Below are 23,612 nucleotides of genomic sequence, written 5' to 3' on the forward strand. Positions count from 1 at the left end.
GGAGGGTAGTAACGGTCAGGTTGCGTCGGGTCGGCTCAACTCGACTTGCGCTTTGGCGATCGCGTGGCACTATTGAGTCAAGTTCACTCAACTTGTGGTGTGGTCGCTACGGGCGGCCCCCCGGGCAGGCCCTCTGACCTGCCCACCCGTAACGAACGAAGCGAGGAAGCGAAGATGGCACGTGCGGTCGGTATCGACCTCGGCACGACGAACTCCTGCGTCAGCGTTCTCGAGGGCGGTGAGCCCACCGTCATCGCCAACGCTGAGGGCTCGCGGACGACCCCGTCGATCGTCGCGTTCGCCCGCAACGGCGAGGTGCTCGTCGGTGAGGTCGCCAAGCGCCAGGCGGTGACCAACCCGGACCGGACCATCCGCTCGGTCAAGCGGGAGATCGGCACCAACTGGACCGTCGACATCGACGGCAAGAAGTACACCCCGCAGGAGATCTCGGCGCGCACGCTGATGAAGCTCAAGCGGGACGCCGAGGCGTACCTGGGTGAGCAGATCACCGACGCGGTGATCACCGTCCCCGCCTACTTCAACGACGGGCAGCGCCAGTCCACCAAGGAGGCCGGTGAGATCGCCGGCTTCAACGTGCTGCGGATCGTCAACGAGCCGACCGCGGCGGCCCTGGCGTACGGGCTGGACAAGGGCTCCAAGGAGCAGACCGTCCTCGTCTTCGACCTGGGCGGCGGCACCTTCGACGTGTCCCTGCTGGAGCTGGCCGAGGGCGTCGTCGAGGTCAAGTCGACCAGCGGTGACAACCAGCTCGGCGGTGACGACTGGGACCAGCGGATCATCGACCACCTGGTGAAGACGTTCCGCGGCGAGCACGGCATCGACCTGGGCCAGGACAAGATGGCCCTCCAGCGGCTCCGCGAGGCGGCCGAGAAGGCCAAGATCGAGCTGTCGGCGGCCACCACCACCAACATCAACCTGCCGTACATCACCGCCGGCTCGGCCGGCCCGCTGCACCTGGACGTGACGCTCAGCCGCGCCGAGTTCCAGCGGATGACGCAGGACCTGCTGGACCGCTGCAAGGGCCCGTTCGAGCAGGCCGTGAAGGACGCCGGCATCAAGATCGCCGGTGTCGACCACGTGATCCTGGTCGGCGGCTCCACCCGGATGCCGGCCGTGACCGACCTGGTCAAGCAGCTCACCGGCCGCGACCCCAACAAGGGCGTCAACCCGGACGAGGTCGTCGCCGTCGGCGCGGCGCTGCAGGCCGGCGTGCTCAAGGGCGAGGTCAAGGACGTCCTGCTGCTCGACGTGACCCCGCTGAGCCTGGGCATCGAGACCAAGGGCGGCATCTTCACCAAGCTCATCGAGCGCAACACCACCATCCCGACCAAGCGCTCCGAGGTCTTCACCACGGCCGACGACAACCAGCCGTCGGTGCTGATCCAGGTGTTCCAGGGCGAGCGTGAGATCGCGGCGTACAACAAGAAGCTCGGCACCTTCGAGCTGACCGGCCTCCCGCCGGCGCCGCGCGGCGTGCCGCAGGTCGAGGTCACCTTCGACATCGACGCCAACGGCATCGTCAACGTGCACGCCAAGGACCTGGGCACCGGCAAGGAACAGAAGATGACGATCACCGGCGGCTCCTCGCTGCCGAAGGACGACATCGAGCGGATGCGCCGCGACGCCGAGGAGCACGCCGACGACGACAAGCGTCGCCGCGAGGAGGCCGAGGCCCGCAACGTGGCCGAGGCGCTCCAGTGGCAGACCGAGAAGTTCCTCGCCGAGAGCGGCGACAAGCTGCCGACGGAGAACCGGGAGCAGCTCAACGAGGCCCTCGGCGAGCTGCGCGGCGCGCTCGGCGGCCAGGACATCGAGAAGATCAAGGCGGCTCACGAGCGGCTCGCCCAGGTCTCCCAGCAGGCCGGTTCGCTGCTCTACTCGCAGCAGGCCGAGCAGGGGGAGCAGCCGGGCGAGGCCGGTCCGGGCGCGGGTGCCGGTGCCGGCGCGGGTGCCGCCGGGGCCCCGAAGGCGGGCGGCCCGGACGACGTGGTCGACGCGGAGATCGTGGACGAGGACAAGAAGTGACCGTCCGCGCCGAACTCACCGCACAGGGATCGAGGTAGTCGTATGACGGAGAAGCCACGAGCCGCCGACCCGGGCGCCTCCGGGTCGACGCCGGGTGGCTCCGAGCCCGCCGACGACGGGCCGCGGGTCGTCATCCGGAACAACCGCAAGCTCGGCAGGACCGAGGAGACGCCCGCCGCCGCCGACGCCGGGGCGGACGCCCCGGCCGAAGGGCTGGTCGAGGAGGCCGAGGTGATGGTCGACGAGATCGAGGCCGAGGCGACCGCGCTCGACGGCCCGGCACCGACCGGCCCACCGGTGGTGGACGCCCCCGCGCAGCCGGTCGACGGCAGCCCGACGGGCTCGCCGCTCGGCGCCGAGCTGGAAGCCCTCCGGGCCGAGCTGGACGAACGGACCCGGGACCTGCAACGGGTGTCGGCGGAGTACGCCAACTACCGCAAGCGGGTGGACCGGGACCGGGGCGTGGTCCAGGAGCAGGCGACCGGCTCGGTGCTGGCCGCACTGCTGCCCATCCTGGACGACCTGGACCGGGCCCGCGAGCACGGCGACCTGGTCGGGCCGTTCGGCACGGTTGCCGAGCAGCTCACCACGGCGCTGGGCAAGTTCGGCCTGACGCCCTTCGGTGAAAAGGGTGACCCGTTCGACCCGACCCGGCACGAGGCGGTCGCGCACCGGACCTCGCCGGACGTCGACGAGCCCACCTGCGTACAGGTGATGCGTCGGGGCTACCTGCGGGGTGAGCGGCTGCTGCGGCCGGCCATGGTCGCGGTCGCCGACCCGGAATAGTGCACGGCCATCCGGTCGCCCCGCCCACCCTCAGCCGGTGGGCGGGGCGACCGGGCCACATCTCATGGAAGGGGGTGGACCGGTGAGTTCCAAGGACTGGATCGAGAAGGACTTCTACGCCACGTTGGGCGTGGAGAAGTCCGCCTCCTCGGACGAGATCAAGAAGTCGTACCGGAAGTTGGCCCGGGAGTCACATCCGGACCACAACCCCGGTGACCCGTTGGCTGAGGAGCGGTTCAAGGGCGTCTCCGAGGCGTACGCGGTGCTCGGCGACGACACCAAGCGCCGCGAGTACGACGAGATGCGCTCGCTGTTCGGCTCGGGCGCGTTCCGTCGGGGCGCGCGCGGCACGGGTCAGCCCGGCGGTGCCCCGTTCGACGTCTCCGACCTGTTCGGCGGCGGTGGCGGGGACACCCGGTTCGGTGGTGGCGGCTTCACCGACCTGTTCAGCTCGATCTTCTCCGGCGGTGGCGCCGGTGGTGCCGGTCCGACGCGGGCACGTGGCCCGGCCCGGGGCCGGGACGTGGAGACCGAGGTGGCCCTCGACTTCGGGGACGCGGTGCGTGGTGTCACCCTGCCGCTGACGCTGCGCGCGCCCGGGGTCTGCGACACCTGCCACGGCAACGGCGCGAAGCCCGGCACCCAGCCGACCGCCTGCCCGGTCTGCCACGGCGCCGGGGTGACCACCCGGGACCAGGGGTCGTTCAGCTTCTCCGAGCCGTGCCGCAACTGCCAGGGCGTCGGCACGGTCGTCGAGGAGAAGTGCCCCGAGTGCCACGGCACCGGCGGGGTCACCAAGACCCGCACGCTGAACGTCCGTTTTCCCGCCGGGGTGGCCGACGGGCAGCGGATCAGGTTGGCCGGGCGGGGCGAGCCGGGTCAGCGGGGTGGGCCGGCGGGCGACCTGTTCGTCCAGGTGAAGGTCCGCCCGGACGACCTGTTCGGGCGTACCGGCGACGACCTGACGCTGGCCGTGCCGATCACCTTCGCCGAGGCGGTGCTCGGCGTCGACCTGCGGGTGCCCACGCTGGACGGCGCGGTGACCCTGCGCGTGCCGCCGGGGACCCCGTCCGGGCGGGTGCTGCGGGCCCGGGGCAAGGGTGTGGTGCGTCGCGACGGCCAGGCCGGTGACCTGCTGGTCACGCTGGACGTGGTGGTGCCGGCGACGGTGTCGGACGAGGCCCGGGCGGCGCTGGAGTCGTTCGCCGGCGCGACGCCGCCAGCGGCCCGGGAACATCTCGACGCACGGGTGCGTCGGGTCGGCTGACCGGTGGACGGGTGCGGAGGTGAGAGGGATGTCGGACGGGTTCGTCGGTTCGGGTGACCCTGCCTACGAGGCCAAGGTGCTGATGATCTCGGTCGCGGCACGGATGGCGGGAATGCACCCGCAGACGCTGCGTCAGTACGACCGGCTCGGCCTGGTGCAGGCCGGCCGGGCCGCCGGTGGTGGGCGGCGCTACAGCGTGCGCGACGTGGTGCTGCTGCGCGAGGTGCAGCGACTCAGTCAGGACGAGGGCGTCAACCTGGCCGGGGTGAAGCGGATCATCGGGCTGGAACGCCTGGTGGAGCAGGCCCAGCAGCGGGTGGCCCGGCTGGAGGCGGAGCTGGACGCCGCGTACCGGCGGATCGCCGAGCTGGAGACGCTGGCCAGCGGCTTCTCGCGGGGAGCCCTGGTGCCCACGAACCGTACCTCCACGGCGCTGGTCGTCTGGCGTCCCCGCCGCCAGCCCGACCGCTGACCGTCTGGCCTGGCCTGGCCCGTCTGGCCTGGCCTGGCCCATTTGGGCAAGATCCACTCTCTTGAGCGGAAATAGCGGTGTCCCACGGTGGGGACACCGCTATTTCGGCTCACGAGAGTGGATCTTGGGGAGGTTCCGTCCCTTGCGGGTCGGTGGTGATCTGCGGGCGGGGGGTCGGGGGTTTTCCGGCGGCGGAGTGGTCGTTCCCGCTAGCCTCTGAATCAGGGCCGACCGGCTCAATCCGGGCTCCGATGACGGGGGGAAACCGTGGCGGAATCGGCGAAGAAGGTGGCCCGGCAGGCGGAGGAGCGGCTCAACAAGGTGGCCGAGAACGTCCGGGAGAAGTTTGACCGGGTCACCGAGGGCAAGTTCTCCGACAAGGTCAAGGACGGCAGGTTCGCCGACCAGGGCGACCACGGCGTGGACCGGGGGCGGGCCGAGGAGAAACGCCGCAACCAGGGCGGATCGGCACGCTGACGATCCGCGACGTGCGGGCCGGGACCCACGGGGGGTCCCGGCCCGTTCGCCTCGCCGTCGGGTCAGGTCGAGGGGTTTCCGTGGCGGCGGCCCGTCCTGGGCCGGGGGAACAGTGGTGGCGGCCTGTCCTGGGCCGGGGGAACAGTGGTGGCGGCCTGTCCTGGGCCGGGGGAACAGTGGTGGCGGCCTGTCCTGGGCCGGGGAACGGTGGCGGCGGCCCGTTCGGGGCCGAGGCCACGGTGGCGGCGGCCCAGGCCTGGGCCGGGGTGCGCCGTCGGTCAGCCGAGCCGGCGGTTGTCCCGGACCAGGCCGCCCTCGCACCAGTCGTGGTAGGTGAAGAGTTCCTGCCGGGCCAGCAGCACCCGACTGTTGTACGCCCAGTTGCGCACCAACTCGTCGCCGTCCCGCTCGGCCTGCTCCACCAGCTTGCGGAAGCGCCGCCGGGGGTGGGCGCGGAAGTTCGTCCGGATGCCGTCGGCCGCGTAGATGTAGAGGCAGTGCAGGGCGAAGCGGCGTGCCGGACAGGTCGGGTCCAGCGCCAACTCGAAGAGGGTGAGCACCAGGTGGTCGCCGGAGACCAACAGATCCCAGTCCTGGGGCAGGGAGGTCAACGGCACCGAATCCGGCTGGTACGCCCAGGCCCGCAACTCCCCGGGCGACGGGTCGACGGGGTTGGCGAAGCCGTGGAACGGCGGACCTTGCACGCTCACCGGCAACCTTCCGCTCACACCCGCGGGGTGCCTCCGTCCGCCGCGAGACCCTGGCCTGCTGGGGCGCAACGCTAGTCGCCGCTGCCCGGCCGACGGAAGACCCCGCCGGGAGCAATTCGGCAACGGAGGTCCTGGTCAGGCCACCCGTGTCGGCGGCCTGACCAGGCAGCTCTCAGTCCGTGGCGGGCATCGGCCGGGGGTGCCGGGCGGCGATCCGCCGACGCAGCCGCTGCTTGAACCAGCGCATGTCGGGCAGCCGGGCGAGCATCGGACCGGTGATGACGGTGATCAGCACGTACGCCGTGGCGAGCGCGGCCAGCTTGGGTTCGACGGTGCCGGCGGCGACGGCCAGACCGGCGATGACGATGGAGAACTCACCGCGCGGCATCAACGCGAAGCCGGCCCGCCAGCGGCCGGGCTCGGCGATGCCGGCCCGGCGGGCCGCCAGGTAGCCGGTGAGCAGCTTCGTCCCCATGGTGACCACGGCCAGCACGATCGCGGGCAGCAGCACCGGCGGCATGTCCCGGGGGTCGGTGACCAGGCCGAAGAAGACGAAGAAGACCGCGGCGAAGAGGTCCCGCAGCGGGGAGAGCAGTTCGGTGGCGTGGTGCGCCACCGGCCCGGACAGGGCGATACCGACCAGGAACGCCCCGACGGCGGCGGAGACCTGGAGCCGGGCGGCGATACCGGCCACCAGCAGGGTCAGGCCGAGCACCCCGAGCAGCAGCGCCTCCGGGTCCTTCGCCGACAGGGCGGCGGAGATCAGGTGGCCGAAGCGGATGGCGACGACCAGCACGATCACCACGGTGAACACCGCGACACCCAGCGCGATCCCACCCTTGACCAGGCCCACGCCGGCCAGCAGCGCGGTCACCAGCGGCAGGTAGAGCGCCATCGCCAGGTCCTCGATGACCAGCACGGAGAGGATGACCGGGGTTTCCCGGTTACCGACCCGGCCGAGGTCGCCGAGCACCTTGGCGATCACCCCGGAGGACGAGATCCAGGTGATGCCGCCGAGTACCACGGCGGCCACCCAGCCCCAGCCGAGCAGCAGTGCGAAACCGAAACCGGGCAGGGCGTTGAGCGCCGCGTCGATCAGGCCGGCCGGGGCCGCCGAGCGCAGGTTGCCGACCAACTCGTTGGCGCTGTATTCCAGGCCGAGCATGACCAGCAGCAGGATGACGCCGATCTCGGCGCCGACGGCGAAGAACTCCTCGCTGGCGGCCAACGGCAGCAGACCGCCGTGGCCGAACGCGAGACCGGCGACCAGGTAGAGGGGGATGGGGGAGACGCCGAACCGGCGGCTGAGTCGGCCGAGCAGCCCGAGCAGCAGCAGGAGCGCGCCGACCTCGACGAGCAGGGTGGTGGTTTCGTGCATACGCCTCAGCCGTCCGGGTCACTGTCGGCGAGGATGGCGGTCACGCCGTCGAGACCCTGCCGGGTACCGACCACGACCACCACGTCACCGGCCGCGAAGCGGAAGGTGGGATCGGGCGAGACGTTGACCTCGCCCTGCCGGAGCACCGCCACGATGGAGGCGCTGGTGCGGGTACGCGCCTTGGTGTCACCGAGCCGCTTGTTGACGTACTTCGACCCGGCCGGAATGGCGATCTGCTCGGTGAGCAGCCCGGCCGCCTGCTCGCGCAGGCCGGAGAGCTGACCCAGCATCAGCGACGCGCCGAGGATGTCGGCGAGCGCTTCCGCCTCGTCGTCGGTCAGCGGGACGTCGTGCTGGCAGGAATCAGGATCGTCCGGATCGTAGAGCACCAGGTCGCGGCGGCCATTGCGGTGGGATACCACGCCGAGCCGGCGGCCGGATTCCGTCATCAGATCATGACGTACGCCGATTCCCGGTAAGGGGGTCTGTTCGACACGTACTCGCACGGACGAGAGGCTATACCCTGCGGCCAAGCTGGGCCCGGCGGACGTCTGCGCTGCTGGTGAGCACTTTGCGGCCGGCACCGGCTGTGGTCGCCGGCTCGCCGGTCGGTAACGCCGACCCGCGCTGCGGGATCAAGGGGAGGCTCTGCGCGGTGTGACGTAGGTTCCCTTGCCCTGGTGGCCTTCGATGAGGCCCTCCGCCTGAAGGATCAGTAGTGCGGAGCGTACGGGTTCGGCGGAAACCTCGTTGTGCGCGATCAACTCACGTAGGGATGGCAACTTGTCGCCTGGCGTGTACTCGCCGGAGGCGATCTTGTCGCGGAGTCCTGGGCAATGCGCTGACGGTCGGAAACTCGGGGCATGGCGGCAACTCCTGGTAGGCAAACCGGTCTCCGGTTGGCATTCGCGGCCTGGCACGACTGGGCCAGAAGGCGCGTCAGTCGTGCCAGCCCTGAGATCGACAGGACCGCGTCGGCGCGGCCATGCGAAGCGGCCCTGTCGTCGTACCGCCGAAGTGGGCTGCGACGGCAGGGCGGGCAGCCCGGCTGAACCGGCAGCCCGGCCGGGCTGCCCTTCCGGCACCGCGACACCGAGCCGTCCAACGAAGGAGCGCCATGGTGTACGAGTCGCTGCACCCACCGTCGAAGCTCTACCTTGGTCAACTCAATTGGGCCGATATTGCGGTGTCCGAGCCATCGCGATACCGCCATCGGGCCGATATTGCTCCGGGCGGGGAAGCGTGACCCGGCGGTGTGTGCTCCGGGCCGACCACGAGACCCCCTGCACCGCCCGCCTGCCCCGCTGACCCGGGGCTGGTCGGTGAGTAACTGCCGGCGTAGCGCCTTGCGGGTGCCTTCCGCCGGATCAGGACGGCAGGCGCCGCCAGGCCGCCGCCCGGCCCAGCCCCTCCGAAGCGATCACGCCCTCACGACGTAGGCGATCCAGTACGACACGGATCGTCGGGTCACTGATGCCGGGCAGCGCCGTGCGGATATCGGCGACCCGAAAGATGCGCGGAGCGTGGTGGAGCACGTAGTCGAGCACCCGGTCCTGCTTCGAACCGTCTGCCCGATCCGAAGCTGCGCGTTCGGCGAACATGCGATACGCGTTCGCCAGGATGTTGACGAAGTAGGTCAGCCACGGCCAGGGGTCGGCAGCACCGTCGTGCCAGCCATGGGTCGAGTCCAGCAGTGCCTGGTAGTAGCCGTCTGCGCTCACGGCGATCTGTTGCTCCAGGCTGACGTACCTCGACACCGAGTAGCCGGCATCCATCAGCAGGGCGTTGGTGAGTGCCCGCGTCACCCGGCCGTTGCCGTCCTCGAAGGGGTGCACGACGAGGAGGTCGAGTACGAAGAGGCCGACGAGGAGTACCGGATGGTGACGCCGCGCTGTCCTCTCGGCCGCGTAACGATCGATCAGTTCGGCTACGAAATAGGGCGTGTCCGACGCTCGTACGGGCCGGAAGCGGACAGTCACTTCGCCGCTGGCGGCGCGGTCGACGACGACGTTGTCCTCGGTCTTGAACTGACCGCCCGGCGCGGCGGTGTGGGCGAAGAGCAACTTGTGTAGATGTAGCAGGAGGCCCGGATTCAGCGGTCGCCAGGCGCCGTGGAAAAGGTAGTCCTGCGCGTCCCGGTAGCCGGCCAACTCCTGCTCGCTGCGAGTTCTCAGGTTGGTGACCCGGCCGGCGAGGATGCGGTCGGCCCGGGCACTGTCGTCGACGACGATCCCCTCGATGGCCGACGAGGCGGTGATGCTCGCTACCCGGGCCCGGTCGGCCAACTGGTTGAGTAGCCCGGGTAGCTGGTCGCGGTAGAGATCCTCCGATCCCCGGCCGACGTCCACGGTGCTCAGTGCCGTCACGACCGAGCCGGGAACGTGGCCGATGCAATGGTCCAGGTCGGCGAAGCTGAGCACGGCAAACTCCCGATAAAGTACCTAACGATGAGGAGAGTTATTTAGTTTAGTGGTTTCTTTGGGTAGTTTGCGGTGCGCGCCTCGGCGTGTTCGGTCCTGACTCATTGTGGTGTGAGTCACACCACCAGAGTTGAGCGGAATAGGCTCAAGTCTGGTGGTGTCTGTTCTAGTGGACACGCCGATCCCGGGGGAGCCCATGAACACGGAACGACTCACCACCAAGAGCCGCGAAACCATCACCGGTGCCGTCGCGCTGGCCAACCAGCGTGGTCATGCCACCGTGGAATCCTGGCACCTGCTGCTGGCCCTGCTCGACACCGACGGCTCGACCGCCGCCGGGCTGCTGCGCGCCGTCGGTGCCGATCCCGCCGAGCTGCGCCGGGTCGCCCAGCGCGCGGTCGACGCGTTGCCCGCCGCGCGCGGCTCCAGCATCGCCGAGCCCACCCTGGCCCGCGAGTTCGTCAACACCATCGGGGCCGCCGAGCAGATCGCCCGGCCGCTCGGCGACGAGTACACCTCCACCGAGCACCTGCTGGCCGGCCTGGCCCGGGTGGGTGGCGCGGTGTCCCACGCGTTGAAGTCCGCCGGGGCCACCGAGGAGACCCTGGTCGCCGCGTTCCCGACCGTGCGGGGCGGGGACCGGCGGGTCACCACCGCCGACCCGGAGCAGACCTACCAGGCGCTGACCAAGTACGGCGTCGACCTCACCGCCAGCGCCCGGGACGGCAAGATCGACCCGGTGATCGGCCGGGATTCGGAGATCCGCCGGGTGATCCAGGTGCTCTCCCGGCGTACCAAGAACAACCCGGTGCTGATCGGCGAGCCCGGCGTCGGCAAGACCGCGATCGTCGAGGGGCTGGCCCAGCGGATCGTGGCCGGCGACGTGCCGGAGTCGCTGCGGGGCAAGAAGCTGGTCTCGCTCGACCTCGGCGCGATGGTCGCCGGGGCGCAGTACCGGGGCCAGTTCGAGGAGCGGCTCAAGTCCGTCCTGGAGGAGATCAAGAACTCCAACGGGCAGGTCATCACGTTCCTGGACGAGCTGCACACGGTGGTCGGCGCGGGCAAGGGCGAGGGCTCGATGGACGCCGGCAACATGCTCAAGCCGATGCTGGCGCGCGGCGAGTTGCGGATGGTCGGCGCGACCACCCTCGACGAGTACCGCGAGCACATCGAGAAGGACCCGGCCCTGGAGCGCCGCTTCCAGCCGGTGCTGGTCGGCGAGCCGACCATCGAGGACACCATCGGCATCCTGCGCGGCCTCAAGGAGCGCTACGAGGTGCATCACGGCGTCCGGATCACCGACGCCGCGCTGGTCGCCGCCGCGTCGCTGTCCGACCGCTACATCACCGACCGGTTCCTGCCCGACAAGGCGATCGACCTGGTCGACGAGTCCGCGTCCCGGCTCCGGATGGAGATCGATTCCCGGCCGGTCGAGGTGGACGAGATCGAGCGGGCGGTCCGCCGGCTGGAGATCGAGGAGATGGCGCTGGCCAAGGAGCCCGACGCCGCCTCCGCCGAGCGGCTGGAGCGGCTGCGCAAGGAGCTGGCCGACAAGCGCGAGCAGCTCACCGCGCTGTCCGAGCGCTGGCAGACCGAGAAGAGCCACATCACCAAGCTGTCCACCGCCAAGGAGGAGCTGGAACGCCTGGGCGGCGAGGCCGAGCGGGCCGAACGCGACGGCGAGCTGGAACGCGCCGCCGAGCTGCGCTACGGCCGCATCCCGGCACTCCAGGTCGACCTGACGAAGGCCGAGGAGGAGCTGGCCCGGCTCCAGGCCGACGGCGCGATGCTCAAGGAGGAGGTCGGCGCGGACGACATCGCCGCCGTGGTGGCCGCCTGGACCGGCATCCCGGCCGGCCGGCTGCTGGAGGGCGAGACCGCCAAGCTGCTCCGGATGGAGGAGTCGCTGGGCGGCCGGGTCGTCGGCCAGGCCGAGGCCGTCGGTGCCGTCTCCGACGCGGTACGCCGGGCCCGGGCCGGTGTCGCCGACCCGGACCGCCCCACCGGCAGCTTCCTCTTCCTCGGCCCCACCGGCGTCGGCAAGACCGAGCTGGCCAAGGCGCTCGCCGAGTTCCTCTTCGACGACGAGCGGGCCATGGTCCGCATCGACATGAGCGAGTACGGCGAGAAGCACTCGGTCGCCCGCCTGGTGGGTGCCCCGCCCGGTTACGTCGGTTACGAGGAGGGCGGTCAGCTCACCGAGGCGGTGCGCCGCCGGCCCTACTCGGTGATCCTGCTGGACGAGGTGGAGAAGGCCCACCCGGACGTCTTCGACATCCTGCTCCAGGTGCTCGACGACGGTCGGCTCACCGACGGCCAGGGTCGTACCGTCGACTTCCGCAACGCGATCCTGATCCTCACCTCCAATCTGGGGTCGTCGGTGATCAGCGACCTGACGCTGGCCGAGGAGCAGCGCCGCGAGGGGGTGCTCGCGGTGGTCCGCTCGCACTTCAAGCCGGAGTTCCTCAATCGGCTCGACGACATCGTGGTGTTCGCCGCGCTGCGCGGGGACGACCTGCGGGCCATCGTCGACATCCAGCTCGGCCGGTTGCGCAAGCGGCTCGCCGACCGCCGGCTGGCGCTGGACGTCACCGACACCGCCCGCACCTGGCTCGCCGAGCACGGGTACGACCCGATCTACGGGGCCCGCCCGCTGCGCCGCCTGGTCCAGTCGGCCATCGGCGACCAACTCGCCAAGGCGCTGCTGGGTGGCGTGATCCGGGACGGCGACACGGTGCGGGTCGACCTCTCCGACGGCAAGGACGGCCTGACCGTCACCACCAGCTGACCCTCCCCGGGCCGACCCCGCCCCACCGGCCGGGTCGGCCCGGCGCTCCACCGGCCCACCGTGCCGGCGATCAAGAGGTTTGCGTCACTGAGAGCGCTCTCCCTTGACGTAAACCTCTTGATCACCGCAGTCGGACCGGGCTGGGCGCGGGGCGCGGGGCGCGGTGGGGTGGGGTGGGGTGGGGAGGGGCGGGGGAAGGATGGGGGCATGTTCGGGATGCGGAAGAAGAGCGGGGATCCGGAGTTGGATGCCGCCGTGCGGGAACTCGCCGGGGCGGACACCGTCGCGTTCGGCGGGGTGGGGTTCGCCGGCACGCTGTTGCCGGTGACCGAGGCGTACCGGCGGGTCGAGGAGGCGTTCGCGCGGCGCCCCCGGCAGGCCCGTGAACAGGTCGACTGGCTGCTGCGGCACGGCTCGCCGGCCGGGCGGGCGTACGCGGCGGCGCTGTTGGAACAGGTCGACCCGGCGGCGGCCCGGGACGCCTGGACGATCCTGCGTGACGAGGACGACGAGTTCACCACCTTCACTGGCTGCACGATGGCCACCACCACCCTGAGCGGGTACGCAGCGGACCGGCTGGCCGCCCACCGTACCGACGGGGACGCTCGGTAACTGACTGCTCACTCAGAACTCACGAAGTTTCCCCAGGTGCGCGGGGTGCGCGGGGTTGTTACCGTCTCCGCCGATGCACTTGGGGAGGTGGTCGGGGTGAACGGTTCGGTGGCGTACGTCGTAGCGACGCTGGGATGTCTGATCGGGGTCGCCGGGATCGTGGTGGCGGTGGTGGCCATGCGCAAGGGGCGCAAGCCCACCCGCCCGACGGCGGCGAAGGACCCTTTCCGCGACACCGACTCCGATGCGCTGCGCGGTGACCCCCGCAAGCTCAAGCCCGGCGACATCGTCGAGATCCGCCGGGTGTCGTACGCGGTCCGTGGCTCGGTGCACCTGGTCGAGGGCGGTTGGAGCTGGGCCGAGCACCTGCTGGACACCGTCGAGGGCGACAAGCGCTGGCTCTCCGTCGAGGAGGACCCCGACCTGGAGTTGGTGCTCTGGACGGCCGAGCCGGCCGCGACGGTCACCCCGGGCGCACCCACCCTCGACTTCGCCGGTCGCCGCTACTCCTGGGAGGAGTCCGGCCAGGCCCGCTACTCGGCCACCGGCAGCACCGGCCTCGACCCGTACGGCACGGTCCGCTACCACGACTACCGGGGGCAGGGCGACGATCGGCTCTCCTTCGAGGCGTACGGGGAGGCCGGCTGGGAGGTGGGCCGGGGCGAGCGACTGCACCGTACCGACGTGATGGTGTACCCGCAGGCCGGGCCGGAGGGGTCCTGATCGTGCTGGTCAGCCTGGACACCCCGTACGTCGACACCTGCGCCGCCGACCTGAGTCTGGCGCTCGGTGGCCCGGAACGCCCCGCCCTGCACGTCCGTGACCTGACGCTGCCCGGCGGTATCCGGCTCCGGCTGCGCCTGCTCGGCGCTTCCCACCAGGTCGTCCTCACCGCTCCTGACGCGGCGGGCCCTGACGCGATGATGGGCCCTGACGCGGCGGGTCCCGCCGGGGCGGGTGGGCTGGTCGAGACGGTCGCCTGCCTGCCCGGCCGACCGCCGCACCTGCCCGGCACCCTGCACGACGAGGCGGGTGGCTACCGGTTCACGGCCACCGTGCTGCGCCCCGCCGGGGACGAGCTGCACACCCGGATCGCCGCGCTCCGCGCCGACCTGGCCGACGACCCGTACGCCCTGGTGGGGGTCTTTCCCGGGGACCCGGACGCGGTCACCGCGCTGGCCGTACGCCCCGACGCGCCGGACGGGTCGGTGGGCTGGCGCACCTGGCACGCGTACCCCCAGACCAACGAGCTGGTCCTGACCGAGACGGTGGTGGCGCTGCCGCGCACCTCGCAGCCGGTTCTGCGAGCCCCGCAGTCGCGAACGGAGAAGACGCGGTGAGCGCGAGGAGTGAGCCGGTTTTGCGAGCCCCGCAGTCGCGAACGGAGAAGACACTGTGACGTACCGACGCTGGTTCGTGGTGGGGGTGGCCTTCGCGGTCATCGGGGCGCTGGTTGCCGCCTTCGCCATCTTTTACGGCAACTTCTCGCCCCGGGGTTACATCGAGGACCGCTACACCCGGTCGGCGAACCGGGACATCGGGCGGGACGCCGTCGCCTACACCTCGAACCGGACCCCGAGCCAGGTGGCGGACGACATCACCGGCGCCTGGAAGCCGGCCGACCAGTACGTCGACGGCAGCGGCGTCTACCTGCGCTACGACGACGACTCGCTGGTGATCCTGCCGATCGCCGCCGGCTCGGTGATCCTGCTGGAACGGATGCGGACCGCGTACCCGCGTTACCACTCGACGGTGGGCAGCCACTGGGGCTGGGGGCGGGGCAGCACGGTACGCGGCGGCGGCCCCGGCGCCGGTAAGTGACCCCGCACCACCCCGACCGAACGAACCCCTGGAGCACGCTGTGCAGAACCTGGTCACCGATCTGCTGGTCACCCTCGCCTACGGGGTGGTCGGCGTCGTCCTGATGGCCATCGGCTACGTGTTGGTCGACGTGGCCACCCCGGGCAAGCTCCACGAGCTGATCTGGACCGAACGCAACCGCAACGCGGCGCTGCTGCTCGCCTCGAACCTGGCCGGCGTCGGCACGATCGTGGTCGCCGCGATCGCCGCCAGCGAGGACGATTTCCTCCTCGGCCTGGTCGGCGCCGCCGCGTACGGGATCGTCGGGCTGGTCATCATGGCGTTGGCGTTCGTGCTGCTCGACGCGTTGACCCCGGGCAAGCTGGGCGAGCTGCTGGTCGACCCGCAGCCGCACCCGGCGGTCTGGGTGTCGGCGGTGGTGCACCTCGCCACCGGCGCGATCATCGCCGCCGCCATCAGCTGATGACCACGGCGAAACCACCGGCGAAGGCGAAGCAGAACACGGGCGCCTGGGTGGGTGGGATCATCCTCGGCCTGTTCGTGCTCTGTTGCGTGGGAAGCAGCCTCTTCAATCAGGACTCCGGCGGCACCGCCGTTCCCGCCCCGGCGGTCGACGAGCGCACCGACACCGTGCCGCTCCTCGCGCAGGCCACCGCCAGTCAGGGCATCTGCTACGGCTGGTGGCTGGAGGAGTCGTTCCGCTCGCCGGTGAGCGTCGGCTCCAACCTCGGCGACGGGGTGGCGGTGGAGGAGGACGACCGCTGCCCGCGCTGGGTGCAGGTCCGCGCCCGGATCACCTACACCGCGGAGAGCAGCGAGAGCAGCGACTCGGCGTTCATCACCGTGACCGGCTCGGGCGACTTCTCCAGCGCCGACCTCTCCGCCGTCCAGGCCGGCCTGGCCCGGTTCGGCCTGCACGAGGACGTGTTCGTCGACGACCCGGGCTGGGCGATCTGCCGCGCCGCCGTGGCGTTGCCGCTGCTGGTCGCCGAGACGGGTGCGGCGCCACCGGCCGCCACCCCGACCGCCGATCCCGCCGCCGTGGCGGCGCCGCTGCCGGACGCCGGCAGCGATTTCCTGCGGGACCGCTGGGGTTCGCTGCTGGCCGCCGCCGGTCTGCTGCTGGTCGCCGCCCTGTTGATCACCGTCGGGTTCGTGCAGCGCGGCCGGCAACGGGCGGCCCCGGCCGGGCGTATCCGGGGGACGTCGTGACCACCGCCACACCGGTCGAGGACGATCCGACCCGGCCCCGCTGGCGGTGGGCCCGCGCGGCGGTGCTGGTCGCGGTCTTCGTCTGCGCCGCCTGCGGCCTGGTGTACGAGCTGGCGCTGGTCGCGCTCGGCAGCTACCTGATCGGCGACACGGTCGGGCAGGCGTCGATCGTGCTCGGCGTGATGGTCTTCGCGATGGGGATCGGCGCGCTGGTGGCCAAGCCGTTGCAGCCCCGGGCCGCCGCCGCGTTCGCGGTGATCGAGTTGACGCTGGCCCTGCTCGGCGGTCTGTCGGTGCTCGGCCTCTACGCCGCCTTCGCCTGGCTCGACCTGTACGGCCCGGCGCTGGTCGGCACGGCCTTCGTGCTCGGCCTGCTGATCGGCGCGGAGATCCCGTTGCTGATGGTGATGCTGCAACGCATCCGCGAGCAGGCCGCCGGCAGCGCGGTCGCCGACCTGTTCGCCGCCGACTACGTCGGCGCGCTGCTCGGTGGGCTCGCCTTCCCGTTCCTGCTGATTCCGGTCTTCGGCCAGCTCAAGGGCGCGCTGGTGGTGGGCGCGGTGAACGCGGTGGCCGGCCTGGCCCTGGTCTGCACGGTGTTCCGCGCCGAGCTGAGCCGGCGGGCCCGGCTCGTGCTGGGCGCCGGCTCCGTCGTGGTCGCCCTCTGCCTGGGGTACGCCTGGGTCACCGCCGCCGACTTCGAGGTGACCAGCCGCCAGCAGCTCTACCGGGACCCGGTGGTGCACGCCGAACGCTCCCGCTACCAGGAGATCGTGCTGACCCGGTCGGTGCGGGAGATCGGCCACGCCGACACCGACCTGCGGCTGTTCCTCAACGGCGACCTCCAGTTCAGCTCGATCGACGAATACCGCTACCACGAGGCGCTGGTGCATCCGGCGATGCGCGGCCCACGCGGTGAGGTGCTGGTTCTCGGTGCCGGCGACGGCCTCGCGGTCCGCGAGATCCTGCGCTACCCGGACGTGCGCCGGGTGACCGTGGTCGACCTCGACCCGGCGGTGGTGGCGCTGGCCCGCTCCGAGCCGCAGTTGCGCGCGCTCAACGGCGGCTCCCTCGACGACCCCCGGGTCCGGGTGCTCAACACCGACGCCTTCGGCTGGCTGCGGACCGCCGCCGAACGCTTCGACGTGGTCGTCGCCGACCTGCCCGACCCGGACGAGACGGCCACCGCCAAGCTCTACACCGTCGAGTTCTACGCCCTGATCCGCTCGGTGCTCGCCGAGGGCGCCCGGCTGGTGGTGCAGTCCGGATCGCCGTACTTCGCGCCCAGGTCGTACTGGTCGATCGAGGCGTCGGTACGCGAGGCCGGCTTCGCCACCGTGCCGTACCACGTCGACGTCCCGTCGTTCGGTGACTGGGGGTTCGTGCTCGCCACGCCGGGCGGCATCCCGCCGGTGCTGGAGTTGCCGACCGACGCGTCCCGGCTGCGTTTCCTCGACCCGGCGGTGCTGCGGGCGGCGGCGGCCTTCCCCGCCGACCGGGGCCGACTGGACGTGCCCGCCTCCACCCTGTTGCGGCCCAGGGTGCTCGACTACGCCCGCAGCGAGTGGCGCGGCTACTAGCCTCGGACAGATGTCACCGTCGTCGCGCCGCCGGCTGCCACCGCGTGCGGTGGACGCTGCGGCGTACCTCCAGGCGTTCGTCCTGTCCGGGGTGGCCACGGTGCTGGTCACCCGGGCCTTCCTCCGGGCGACCGGCTACCCGCAGCTCGGCGGCGGCGGTCTGCACATCGCGCACGTGCTCTGGGGTGGCCTGCTGATGACCGTCGGCCTGGGCGTCGCGCTGGTCTTCCTCGGCGGGGCCGCCCGGATGACCGGCGCGGTGCTCGCCGGGGTCGGCTTCGGGCTGTTCATCGACGAGGTCGGCAAGTTCGTCACCGCCGGCACCGACTACTTCTACCGACCGGCCGCCGGCATCATCTACGCCGTCTTCGCCCTGCTGGTGGTGCTCACCCAGGGGCTGCGCGACCGGCTGCGCCTGGCCCCGGGGGAGCGGGTGGCGAACGCGTTGGACGTGGTCGTCGGTGGCCTCGGTCGGGGGCTCACCGACCGGCGACGGGTGGCCACCCTACGGCTGGTCCGGGGGGCCGGTCCGGAGGTCGAGTCGGCGGTGTCCGCGTTGCTCGACGTGGTGCCGCGCCGGGGGCCACCGCCACAGCGGTTCTGGCAGCCCCGGGTGGCCCGGCTGCGGGCCGCGCTGATCCGGTTGACCGCCCGGCGGTGGGTGGTCTCCCCGGTGGTGGTCTACCTGGTCGTCGAGCCGGTGGCCACGGTGGTGGGGGTGGTGGCGGAGGAGGTGACCGGTGAGTTGGACCAGGCCGGGGAGTGGGGCGCGGTGCTCGGGGTGTCCGCCTCGGCGCTGGTCGCCGGGGTGTTGAGCATCCGCGCGGCGTTCCTGCTCCGGCACGACCGGCGGGCCGCGTTCCGGCTGTTCAAGCTGGCCCTCCTGGTCGACCTGCTGTTCGGGCAGATCTTCAACTTCACGGTCAACCAGTTCGACGCGGTGGCCGGGCTCGCGGTGGATCTGCTCCTGCTCGCCGTGGTGACCGCCGAACACCGCCGACTGGTACGCGAGTCGTGACCCGGGACGTGCGGCTGATCCGGTTCGGTCGCGGCCCGGCCCGCGGCCGGTGGGTGATTCGGCAGGTCGATCATTGGGTACGGCACCGTCGTACCCGGTGCGACGGGACTACGGACGTTACCGTGGTGCGGTGATCTAGGAAGGAGAATCATGGTCGATTCCCACAGCACGCCCGCCCGGACCCGTCCGGGTCTGGTGACAATCTCCAGCTATCTGCTGATGTTCTTCGCGGCGCTCCAACTCATCGGGCTGATCCTGACCCTCGCGATCAGCGGCAAGCTCCGCCAGGCGTTCGAGGACGCGTTCGAGGGGACCGCGAGCGAGGTCGACGGGCTCGGCACCGCCGTCGTGGTCTTCGCCGTCGCCGCGTCCGCCGTCCTGCTGCTGATCGCGCTGGCCCTCGTCGTCCTGGCGATCTTCAACAACCGGGGCAAGAACGGCAGCCGGATCGCCACCTGGGTGGTCGGCGGCATCATGGTCTGCTGCGTCGGCGGCGGACTGGTCAACGGCGCCGCGGGCTTCAGCGGTTCCACCGGCTCCACCTCCGGCGACGCGCCGAGCGCCGAGGAGTTGGAGCGCAGCATGAACGCCGTGCTGCCCTCCTGGTACAACCCGGTCAGCACGCTGCTCGGCGTGCTCAGCCTGCTGGCCCTGCTGGCGGCGCTGATCCTGCTCGCCCTGCCGAAGTCCAACGAGTTCTTCCGCAAGGCCAAGGGCGGCTGGGAGCCGCCGGTTCCCGGTGCCGCCTACCCGGCCGCCCCCGGTTACCCGGCGACCCCGGGCTACCCGGCGACCCCCGGTTACCCGACGACGCCCGACTACCCGCAGCCCGGCACCCCCGGTCAGCCGGGTGTGCCCGGACAGTCGGCCACCCCGGGCCAGCCCGGCCCGTCGTCGGCCACCCCGGGCGTGCCGGACCAGCCGCAGCCGTCCGACGGCTCGTCCTGGCCGCCGCCGTCAGGTGGGGACCCGGACCGGCCCGCCGGAGGCAGCGGACCGGACGACCCGCAGCGCCCCGCCGGCAGCTGACGGGCGCGTAACAGCGACACCGACGATTCCCTCCGAGTAGGTTGCACACCGACGCCTACCGGAGGGAATCGTCGTGTCGTACCCGGATCAGGTGCCGGCCCGCCGACCGGCGGCCGTCACCACGGCGGTGACACTGCTCGGGCTGATGGCGCTCGCCGCCGGGGTCTACGCCGTGACCACCCTGCTCGCCCTGGGCGGCACCATCGACCGGTTCCGGGCCGCCGCCGCCGGCACCGCCGCCGACCCGGGAGACGTCGACGGCGTGGTCCGGCTGCTGCGGTTCAGCACGATCGGTGCGGCGGTGTTGACGGTGCTGGTGGCGTTGCTGCTGGTCGGCCTGGCCGGCGGGCTGCTCGCCCGACGTCGGGCGGCCAGGATCGGCGTCTGGACGGTCTGCGGGTTGGGCCTGCTCGCCGGTGGGTGCGCACTGGTGGCACTGGTCGGCCAGCGGGCCAGGCCGCTGCGGCTCGGTGCCGGTGACCAGGGTGTCGCCGACCTGTTCGGCACCCTCGGCGACGCCTACCCGTCCTGGTGGCTTCCGGTGAACGGGGCAGTTTCGGTGGCCCAGGCCCTCGGTTACCTCGCGGTGGCCGGGTTGCTGATGCTTCCCCCGGCGCACGCCTGGTTCGCCACCCGCCGGTCGGTGCCGCCCGCGTCCGCGCCGCCGCACCCCGCCGCGCCCTGGGCGTACCCCGTCTCCGACCTGCCCCACGGTGCCGCCGCACCGGTGCCGCCCACGTCCGAACCGCCCCCGGGTGCCGCCGCGTCGGCACCGCCGCCCCGCTGAGGAGCAACCGTGACCGCCGACCGACCGGCTCCGGGCCGCCGCGCACTGATCACCGGGGCCACCGCCGGCATCGGTGAGTCCTTCGCCCGCCAACTCTCCGCCGAGGGCTGGGACCTGATCCTGGTGGCCCGGGACGCCACCCGGCTCGACGCGACCGCCGCCGAACTGACCGGCCGGTACGGCAACCGGGTGGAGGTCATCCCCGCCGATCTGTCCACCGACGACGGTTGTGGCCGGGTGGAACGGCGACTGGCCACGGGCGACCCGGTGCACCTGTTGGTCAACAATGCCGGGCTCAGCCTCAGCCGGCCGTTTCTGCGTTCCACCGTCGCTGATGAGACCCAATTGCTCCGGTTGAATGTGCACGCGGTACTTCGGCTGACTTTGGCGGCGCTCGGACCAATGACCGAACGTGGCGATGGGGCAGTGATAAATGTCTCTTCAGTCGCTGGGTTCGGCCCGGTGATGCCGGGTTCCACCTATCCGGCCAGCAAGGCCTGGGTCACCAGCTTCAGCGAATCGATCGGGCAGTCCACCCGCGCGTCGGGTGTGCACGTGATGGCGCTCTGCCCCGGCTACACCCGCACCGGCTACCACGAGCGCACCGGCATCGACATGTCCGCCATGCCGCGGTGGATCTGGCTGCGCGCCGACGACGTGGTCGCCGAAGCCCTACGTGACCTGCGGAAAGGCAAAACCGTCAGCGTTCCGGACTGGAAGTACAAGCTGGCCGTGGCGAGCCTGCGGCACGTACCGCGTCGGTTGTTGCGTGGCGCCTTCCGGGACCGACGGGGGCAGCTCGACCCGGCCGGGGAGTGACCGGCCGCCGGTGCCGTACGACGTGCGGGCGGCCCGCAGCCGCCCGACAACTCTGCCGGTGCGGTCGCGCAGCGTAGCCGTCCATCGCCAGCCATCGGTTGCCCGTGTGACGGTTCCGGGTGGGCCGCACACACGACCCACAGACTTGCGCAGTACCCTCTATCGCCATGGGGGACCACGACGACCTGCGTAAATTCATCACTGACCTGGCTGTGGTCCATGGCCGGGTCGTGCTCTCCTCGGGGCGGGAGGCGGAGTGGTACGTCGATCTGCGTCGCGTGACTCTCCATCACCGGGCGGCTCCCCTGGTCGGTCGGGTGATGCGGGAGCTGACCGCCGACTGGAATTACGACGCGGTCGGTGGGTTGACCCTGGGTGCCGATCCGATCGGCATCTCGATGTTGCACGCCGCCGCGGAGACCGATCGACCCCTGGACGCCTTTGTGGTCCGCAAGGCCGGCAAGGCGCATGGTCTCCAACGGCGGATCGAGGGTCCTGAGGTGGCCGGCCGGCGGGTACTGGCGGTGGAGGACACCTCGACGACGGGCGGCAGCGTGTTGACGGCCGTCGAAGCACTACGCGAGGCCGGGGCGGAGGTCGTGGGCGTGGCGGTTATCGTCGATCGGGGCGCCAGCGACGTCGTACGAGCCGCCGGACTGCCGTATCGGGCGGCCTTTACGCTGGCTGACCTCGGCCTTGTGGCGTGAAAATTTGCCGATTCGGATCTGCTGATATGCAGGCGGATCGATGCTGCTGGTGGAAGGATGGAATACGTGGGAACTGCGTTGGCTGAAATGACCATGCCTCAGATCTCGCCGCTTGCCGGCGAGCCGATCGAACGTGCCGATGCCGAGCGGCTGGCGGGGGTCCTCAAGGCCCTCGCCGACCCCGCCCGGCTGCGGCTGCTCAGCCTGATCCAGTCGGCGCCCGAGGGCGAAGCGTGCGTGTGTGACCTCACCGCGCCGCTCGGCCTCTCGCAGCCGACGGTCAGCCACCACCTCCGCATCCTCACCGAGGCCGGCTTGCTGGAGCGGGAGAAGCGTGGTGTGTGGGCCTACTACCGGCTGGTGCCGTCGGCGATCGCCACGATCGCCGACCTCCTCACGCCGCCGCGCAAGCGGGCCACCAAGAAGGCCCGCTGACTGCACCCGTCGCCCCCGCCAGGGGCGACGTCCGATGGCGTACCAGGGGTGGCGTCATCGGGTGGTGACGGCTGTCCGTCACCGGTCAGTTTGCTGATCCACCACCGTGCCCGCGGTGGCGTGCGTGTAGGCGCACGGCCGGTCCTCTCCCCGAGGGCCGGCCGTGCGTCGTCCGCCGGTCAGCGACCCTGACCGTGCTCCGGGTACCGTCCACCGTCCTGCGGCGGGGACTGACCGTAGGTCTGCGGCGGGAACTGCTGGTCGTGGCCGTGCGGCTGGTCGGGCTGTCGACCACCGTAGGGCTGCTGCTGCCCGTACTGCTGCGGATCGCCGTGCTGCTGCTGGTGGCCGTGCTGCTGCGCCGACTGCGGTTCGCCGTACGGCTGCCGGGGCTGGTCGTGATGGTGGTGGTGCTCGACGGCGTCCCGGACGGCCTCCACCGCGCCCACCGCGCTCGCGGCGGCGATCACCGCGACGGCCTCACCACGCCGACGGGCCTTACGGTCGCGGAGGAACTCGAAGAAGATCGGCAGCACCGAGATCAGGATGATCAACGCGACCACCGGCAGGATGTACCGGTCGATCTTGTCACCGATGGCGTTGTAGATCTGGTCGGCGAGCAGGTAGCCGATCAGCAGGATGCCGTCCACCCAGAGGATCGCGCCGACGACGTTCCAGAGGAAGAACTGCTTGGCCGGCATGCCGAGCGCACCCGCCACCGGGTTGAGGAACGTCCGCACGATCGGGATGAACCGGGCCAGCACCACGGCCTTGGCCGGGCCGAACTTCTGGAAGTAGAACTCCGCCTTCTCCACGTACTCCTTCTTGAAGAGGCGGGAGTTGGGGCGCTCGAACATCCGGCGGCCGTACCGGGCACCGAGCCAGTGCCCCAGCTGGGCACCGGCGATCGCGCAGAGCGGGCCGCCGATCAGCAGCCCGACCAGGGAGAGCCGGGTGCCGCTGCCGAAGATCGCATCGGCCACCGGTGAGGCGGCGACCCCGGCCAGGAAGAGCAGCGAGTCGCCGGGGAAGAAGAACCCCACCAGCAGACCGGTCTCGGCGAAGAGGATCACCCACACGCCGACCAGCCCGAAGGTCTGGAGCAGATCCTTGGGGTCGAGCGGATTCAGCGCGACCGTCTCGGCGACCACCCGCGTCTTCTCACCTGTGTCCACGGCCACACACCATACCGAGCCCGCGAAGCGCCGGTCGCGGCACTCGTCCCCCCGGCCGGGATCTCACCCCGAC

24 protein-coding genes and 1 pseudogene are annotated in these 23,612 nt (G+C 71.3%); 19 read left to right on the plus strand and 6 right to left on the minus strand.

Features of this window, described 5'->3' with window-relative positions; translation table 11 throughout:
- Positions 1–174 precede the first annotated feature (174 nt).
- The 5 genes from dnaK (at position 175) to ACQP1S_RS00895 (ending at position 5,048) form a co-directional block, all read left to right on the plus strand.
- Entirely contained in the window at positions 175–2,046 is a 1,872-nt protein-coding gene (gene dnaK, locus ACQP1S_RS00875) for a molecular chaperone DnaK (protein WP_091252223.1), read from the plus strand.
- A gap of 42 nt (positions 2,047–2,088) precedes the next feature.
- Entirely contained in the window at positions 2,089–2,832 is a 744-nt protein-coding gene (gene grpE / locus ACQP1S_RS00880; RefSeq protein ID WP_091252221.1) for a nucleotide exchange factor GrpE, read from the plus strand.
- An 82-nt stretch (positions 2,833–2,914) separates the two neighbouring features.
- Positions 2,915–4,099, plus strand: coding sequence for a molecular chaperone DnaJ (gene dnaJ, locus ACQP1S_RS00885; protein WP_091252220.1), 1,185 nt, complete (start codon positions 2,915–2,917; stop codon positions 4,097–4,099).
- Between the two features lie 28 nt (positions 4,100–4,127).
- A complete protein-coding gene (locus ACQP1S_RS00890; RefSeq protein ID WP_091252218.1) occupies positions 4,128–4,571 on the plus strand; it encodes a heat shock protein transcriptional repressor HspR in 444 nt (147 codons plus the stop codon).
- Between the two features lie 267 nt (positions 4,572–4,838).
- Positions 4,839–5,048, plus strand: a complete 210-nt coding sequence (locus ACQP1S_RS00895; RefSeq protein ID WP_091252216.1) for a hypothetical protein — start codon at positions 4,839–4,841, stop codon at positions 5,046–5,048.
- Positions 5,049–5,326: 278 nt separating this feature from the next.
- Here the strand turns inward: ACQP1S_RS00895 and ACQP1S_RS00900 are convergent, their stop codons facing one another.
- The 5 genes from ACQP1S_RS00900 to ACQP1S_RS00920 form a co-directional block, all read right to left on the minus strand.
- Positions 5,327–5,758 carry a hypothetical protein gene (locus ACQP1S_RS00900; protein WP_432902090.1) on the minus strand — a complete coding sequence of 144 codons (432 nt, stop codon included), beginning with the start codon at positions 5,756–5,758 and terminating at the stop codon, positions 5,327–5,329.
- Positions 5,759–5,930: 172 nt separating this feature from the next.
- A complete protein-coding gene (locus ACQP1S_RS00905) occupies positions 5,931–7,136 on the minus strand; it encodes a cation:proton antiporter (protein ID WP_432902092.1) in 1,206 nt (401 codons plus the stop codon).
- A gap of 5 nt (positions 7,137–7,141) precedes the next feature.
- Positions 7,142–7,642, minus strand: coding sequence for a cation:proton antiporter regulatory subunit (locus ACQP1S_RS00910; RefSeq protein WP_091252210.1), 501 nt, complete (start codon positions 7,640–7,642; stop codon positions 7,142–7,144).
- Between the two features lie 129 nt (positions 7,643–7,771).
- On the minus strand, positions 7,772–8,278 hold the full coding sequence (locus ACQP1S_RS00915) for a winged helix-turn-helix domain-containing protein (protein WP_432902094.1): 507 nt from the start codon (positions 8,276–8,278) through the stop codon (positions 7,772–7,774).
- A gap of 225 nt (positions 8,279–8,503) precedes the next feature.
- On the minus strand, positions 8,504–9,556 hold the full coding sequence (locus ACQP1S_RS00920) for a Fic family protein (protein ID WP_432902096.1): 1,053 nt from the start codon (positions 9,554–9,556) through the stop codon (positions 8,504–8,506).
- A 196-nt stretch (positions 9,557–9,752) separates the two neighbouring features.
- On the opposite strand from ACQP1S_RS00920, the gene clpB reads away from it, so the two are divergent.
- From clpB to ACQP1S_RS00990, 14 genes are all read left to right on the plus strand, one after another.
- The gene (gene clpB, locus ACQP1S_RS00925) at positions 9,753–12,344 is read left to right on the plus strand and encodes an ATP-dependent chaperone ClpB (protein ID WP_432902098.1); all 2,592 of its coding nucleotides are present in this window, start codon (positions 9,753–9,755) and stop codon (positions 12,342–12,344) included.
- 207 nt (positions 12,345–12,551) lie between these two features.
- Positions 12,552–12,956, plus strand: coding sequence for a hypothetical protein (locus tag ACQP1S_RS00930; protein ID WP_432902100.1), 405 nt, complete (start codon positions 12,552–12,554; stop codon positions 12,954–12,956).
- 96 nt (positions 12,957–13,052) lie between these two features.
- The gene (locus tag ACQP1S_RS00935) at positions 13,053–13,679 is read left to right on the plus strand and encodes a DUF4178 domain-containing protein (RefSeq protein ID WP_432902102.1); all 627 of its coding nucleotides are present in this window, start codon (positions 13,053–13,055) and stop codon (positions 13,677–13,679) included.
- 2 nt (positions 13,680–13,681) lie between these two features.
- Entirely contained in the window at positions 13,682–14,296 is a 615-nt protein-coding gene (locus ACQP1S_RS00940; RefSeq protein WP_432902104.1) for a DUF2617 family protein, read from the plus strand.
- Between the two features lie 55 nt (positions 14,297–14,351).
- On the plus strand, positions 14,352–14,777 hold the full coding sequence (locus tag ACQP1S_RS00945; RefSeq protein ID WP_091252198.1) for a DUF4247 domain-containing protein: 426 nt from the start codon (positions 14,352–14,354) through the stop codon (positions 14,775–14,777).
- Between the two features lie 40 nt (positions 14,778–14,817).
- Positions 14,818–15,240, plus strand: a complete 423-nt coding sequence (locus tag ACQP1S_RS00950; RefSeq protein WP_091252196.1) for a DUF350 domain-containing protein — start codon at positions 14,818–14,820, stop codon at positions 15,238–15,240.
- Entirely contained in the window at positions 15,240–15,989 is a 750-nt protein-coding gene (locus ACQP1S_RS00955) for a hypothetical protein (RefSeq protein ID WP_432902106.1), read from the plus strand. Before ACQP1S_RS00950 ends, ACQP1S_RS00955 begins: the two co-directional genes overlap by 1 nt.
- Complete coding sequence (locus ACQP1S_RS00960; RefSeq protein ID WP_432902108.1) at positions 15,986–17,569, plus strand: polyamine aminopropyltransferase; 1,584 nt, start codon at positions 15,986–15,988, stop codon at positions 17,567–17,569. Before ACQP1S_RS00955 ends, ACQP1S_RS00960 begins: the two co-directional genes overlap by 4 nt.
- Before the next feature lie 34 nt (positions 17,570–17,603).
- Positions 17,604–18,587, plus strand: a complete 984-nt coding sequence (locus ACQP1S_RS00965) for a hypothetical protein (protein ID WP_432907676.1) — start codon at positions 17,604–17,606, stop codon at positions 18,585–18,587.
- Between the two features lie 150 nt (positions 18,588–18,737).
- Positions 18,738–19,616 carry a hypothetical protein gene (locus ACQP1S_RS00970; protein ID WP_432902110.1) on the plus strand — a complete coding sequence of 293 codons (879 nt, stop codon included), beginning with the start codon at positions 18,738–18,740 and terminating at the stop codon, positions 19,614–19,616.
- 73 nt (positions 19,617–19,689) lie between these two features.
- A complete protein-coding gene (locus tag ACQP1S_RS00975; RefSeq protein WP_432902112.1) occupies positions 19,690–20,403 on the plus strand; it encodes a hypothetical protein in 714 nt (237 codons plus the stop codon).
- Between the two features lie 9 nt (positions 20,404–20,412).
- A complete protein-coding gene (locus tag ACQP1S_RS00980; RefSeq protein WP_091252189.1) occupies positions 20,413–21,222 on the plus strand; it encodes an SDR family NAD(P)-dependent oxidoreductase in 810 nt (269 codons plus the stop codon).
- A 167-nt stretch (positions 21,223–21,389) separates the two neighbouring features.
- Positions 21,390–21,929 (plus strand): orotate phosphoribosyltransferase, encoded by a 540-nt coding sequence (gene pyrE / locus ACQP1S_RS00985; RefSeq protein WP_091252187.1) that lies wholly within the window; start codon positions 21,390–21,392, stop codon positions 21,927–21,929.
- A 57-nt stretch (positions 21,930–21,986) separates the two neighbouring features.
- On the plus strand, positions 21,987–22,364 hold the full coding sequence (locus ACQP1S_RS00990) for an ArsR/SmtB family transcription factor (protein ID WP_007454255.1): 378 nt from the start codon (positions 21,987–21,989) through the stop codon (positions 22,362–22,364).
- A 398-nt stretch (positions 22,365–22,762) separates the two neighbouring features.
- Here the strand turns inward: ACQP1S_RS00990 and ACQP1S_RS00995 are convergent.
- Positions 22,763–23,545, minus strand: a pseudogene (locus tag ACQP1S_RS00995) (DedA family protein); the annotation flags it as partial.
- Between the last annotated feature and the right edge of the window lie 67 nt (positions 23,546–23,612).

The organism is Micromonospora matsumotoense (genome assembly GCF_050951065.1).
GTDB lineage: Bacteria > Actinomycetota > Actinomycetes > Mycobacteriales > Micromonosporaceae > Micromonospora > Micromonospora matsumotoensis.

Excerpts from the sequence above, each read along its gene's own strand:
- dnaK (WP_091252223.1), top strand. The coding sequence starts at position 175 with ATGGCACGTGCGGTCGGTATCGACCTCGGCACGACGAACTCCTGCGTC.
- grpE (WP_091252221.1), top strand. The coding sequence starts at position 2,089 with ATGACGGAGAAGCCACGAGCCGCCGACCCGGGCGCCTCCGGGTCGACG.
- ACQP1S_RS00890 (WP_091252218.1), top strand. The coding sequence starts at position 4,128 with ATGTCGGACGGGTTCGTCGGTTCGGGTGACCCTGCCTACGAGGCCAAG.
- ACQP1S_RS00905 (WP_432902092.1), bottom strand. The coding sequence starts at position 7,136 with ATGCACGAAACCACCACCCTGCTCGTCGAGGTCGGCGCGCTCCTGCTG.
- clpB (WP_432902098.1), top strand. The coding sequence starts at position 9,753 with ATGAACACGGAACGACTCACCACCAAGAGCCGCGAAACCATCACCGGT.
- ACQP1S_RS00930 (WP_432902100.1), top strand. The coding sequence starts at position 12,552 with ATGTTCGGGATGCGGAAGAAGAGCGGGGATCCGGAGTTGGATGCCGCC.
- ACQP1S_RS00955 (WP_432902106.1), top strand. The coding sequence starts at position 15,240 with ATGACCACGGCGAAACCACCGGCGAAGGCGAAGCAGAACACGGGCGCC.
- ACQP1S_RS00970 (WP_432902110.1), top strand. The coding sequence starts at position 18,738 with ATGGTCGATTCCCACAGCACGCCCGCCCGGACCCGTCCGGGTCTGGTG.
- pyrE (WP_091252187.1), top strand. The coding sequence starts at position 21,390 with ATGGGGGACCACGACGACCTGCGTAAATTCATCACTGACCTGGCTGTG.
- ACQP1S_RS00990 (WP_007454255.1), top strand. The coding sequence starts at position 21,987 with ATGGAATACGTGGGAACTGCGTTGGCTGAAATGACCATGCCTCAGATC.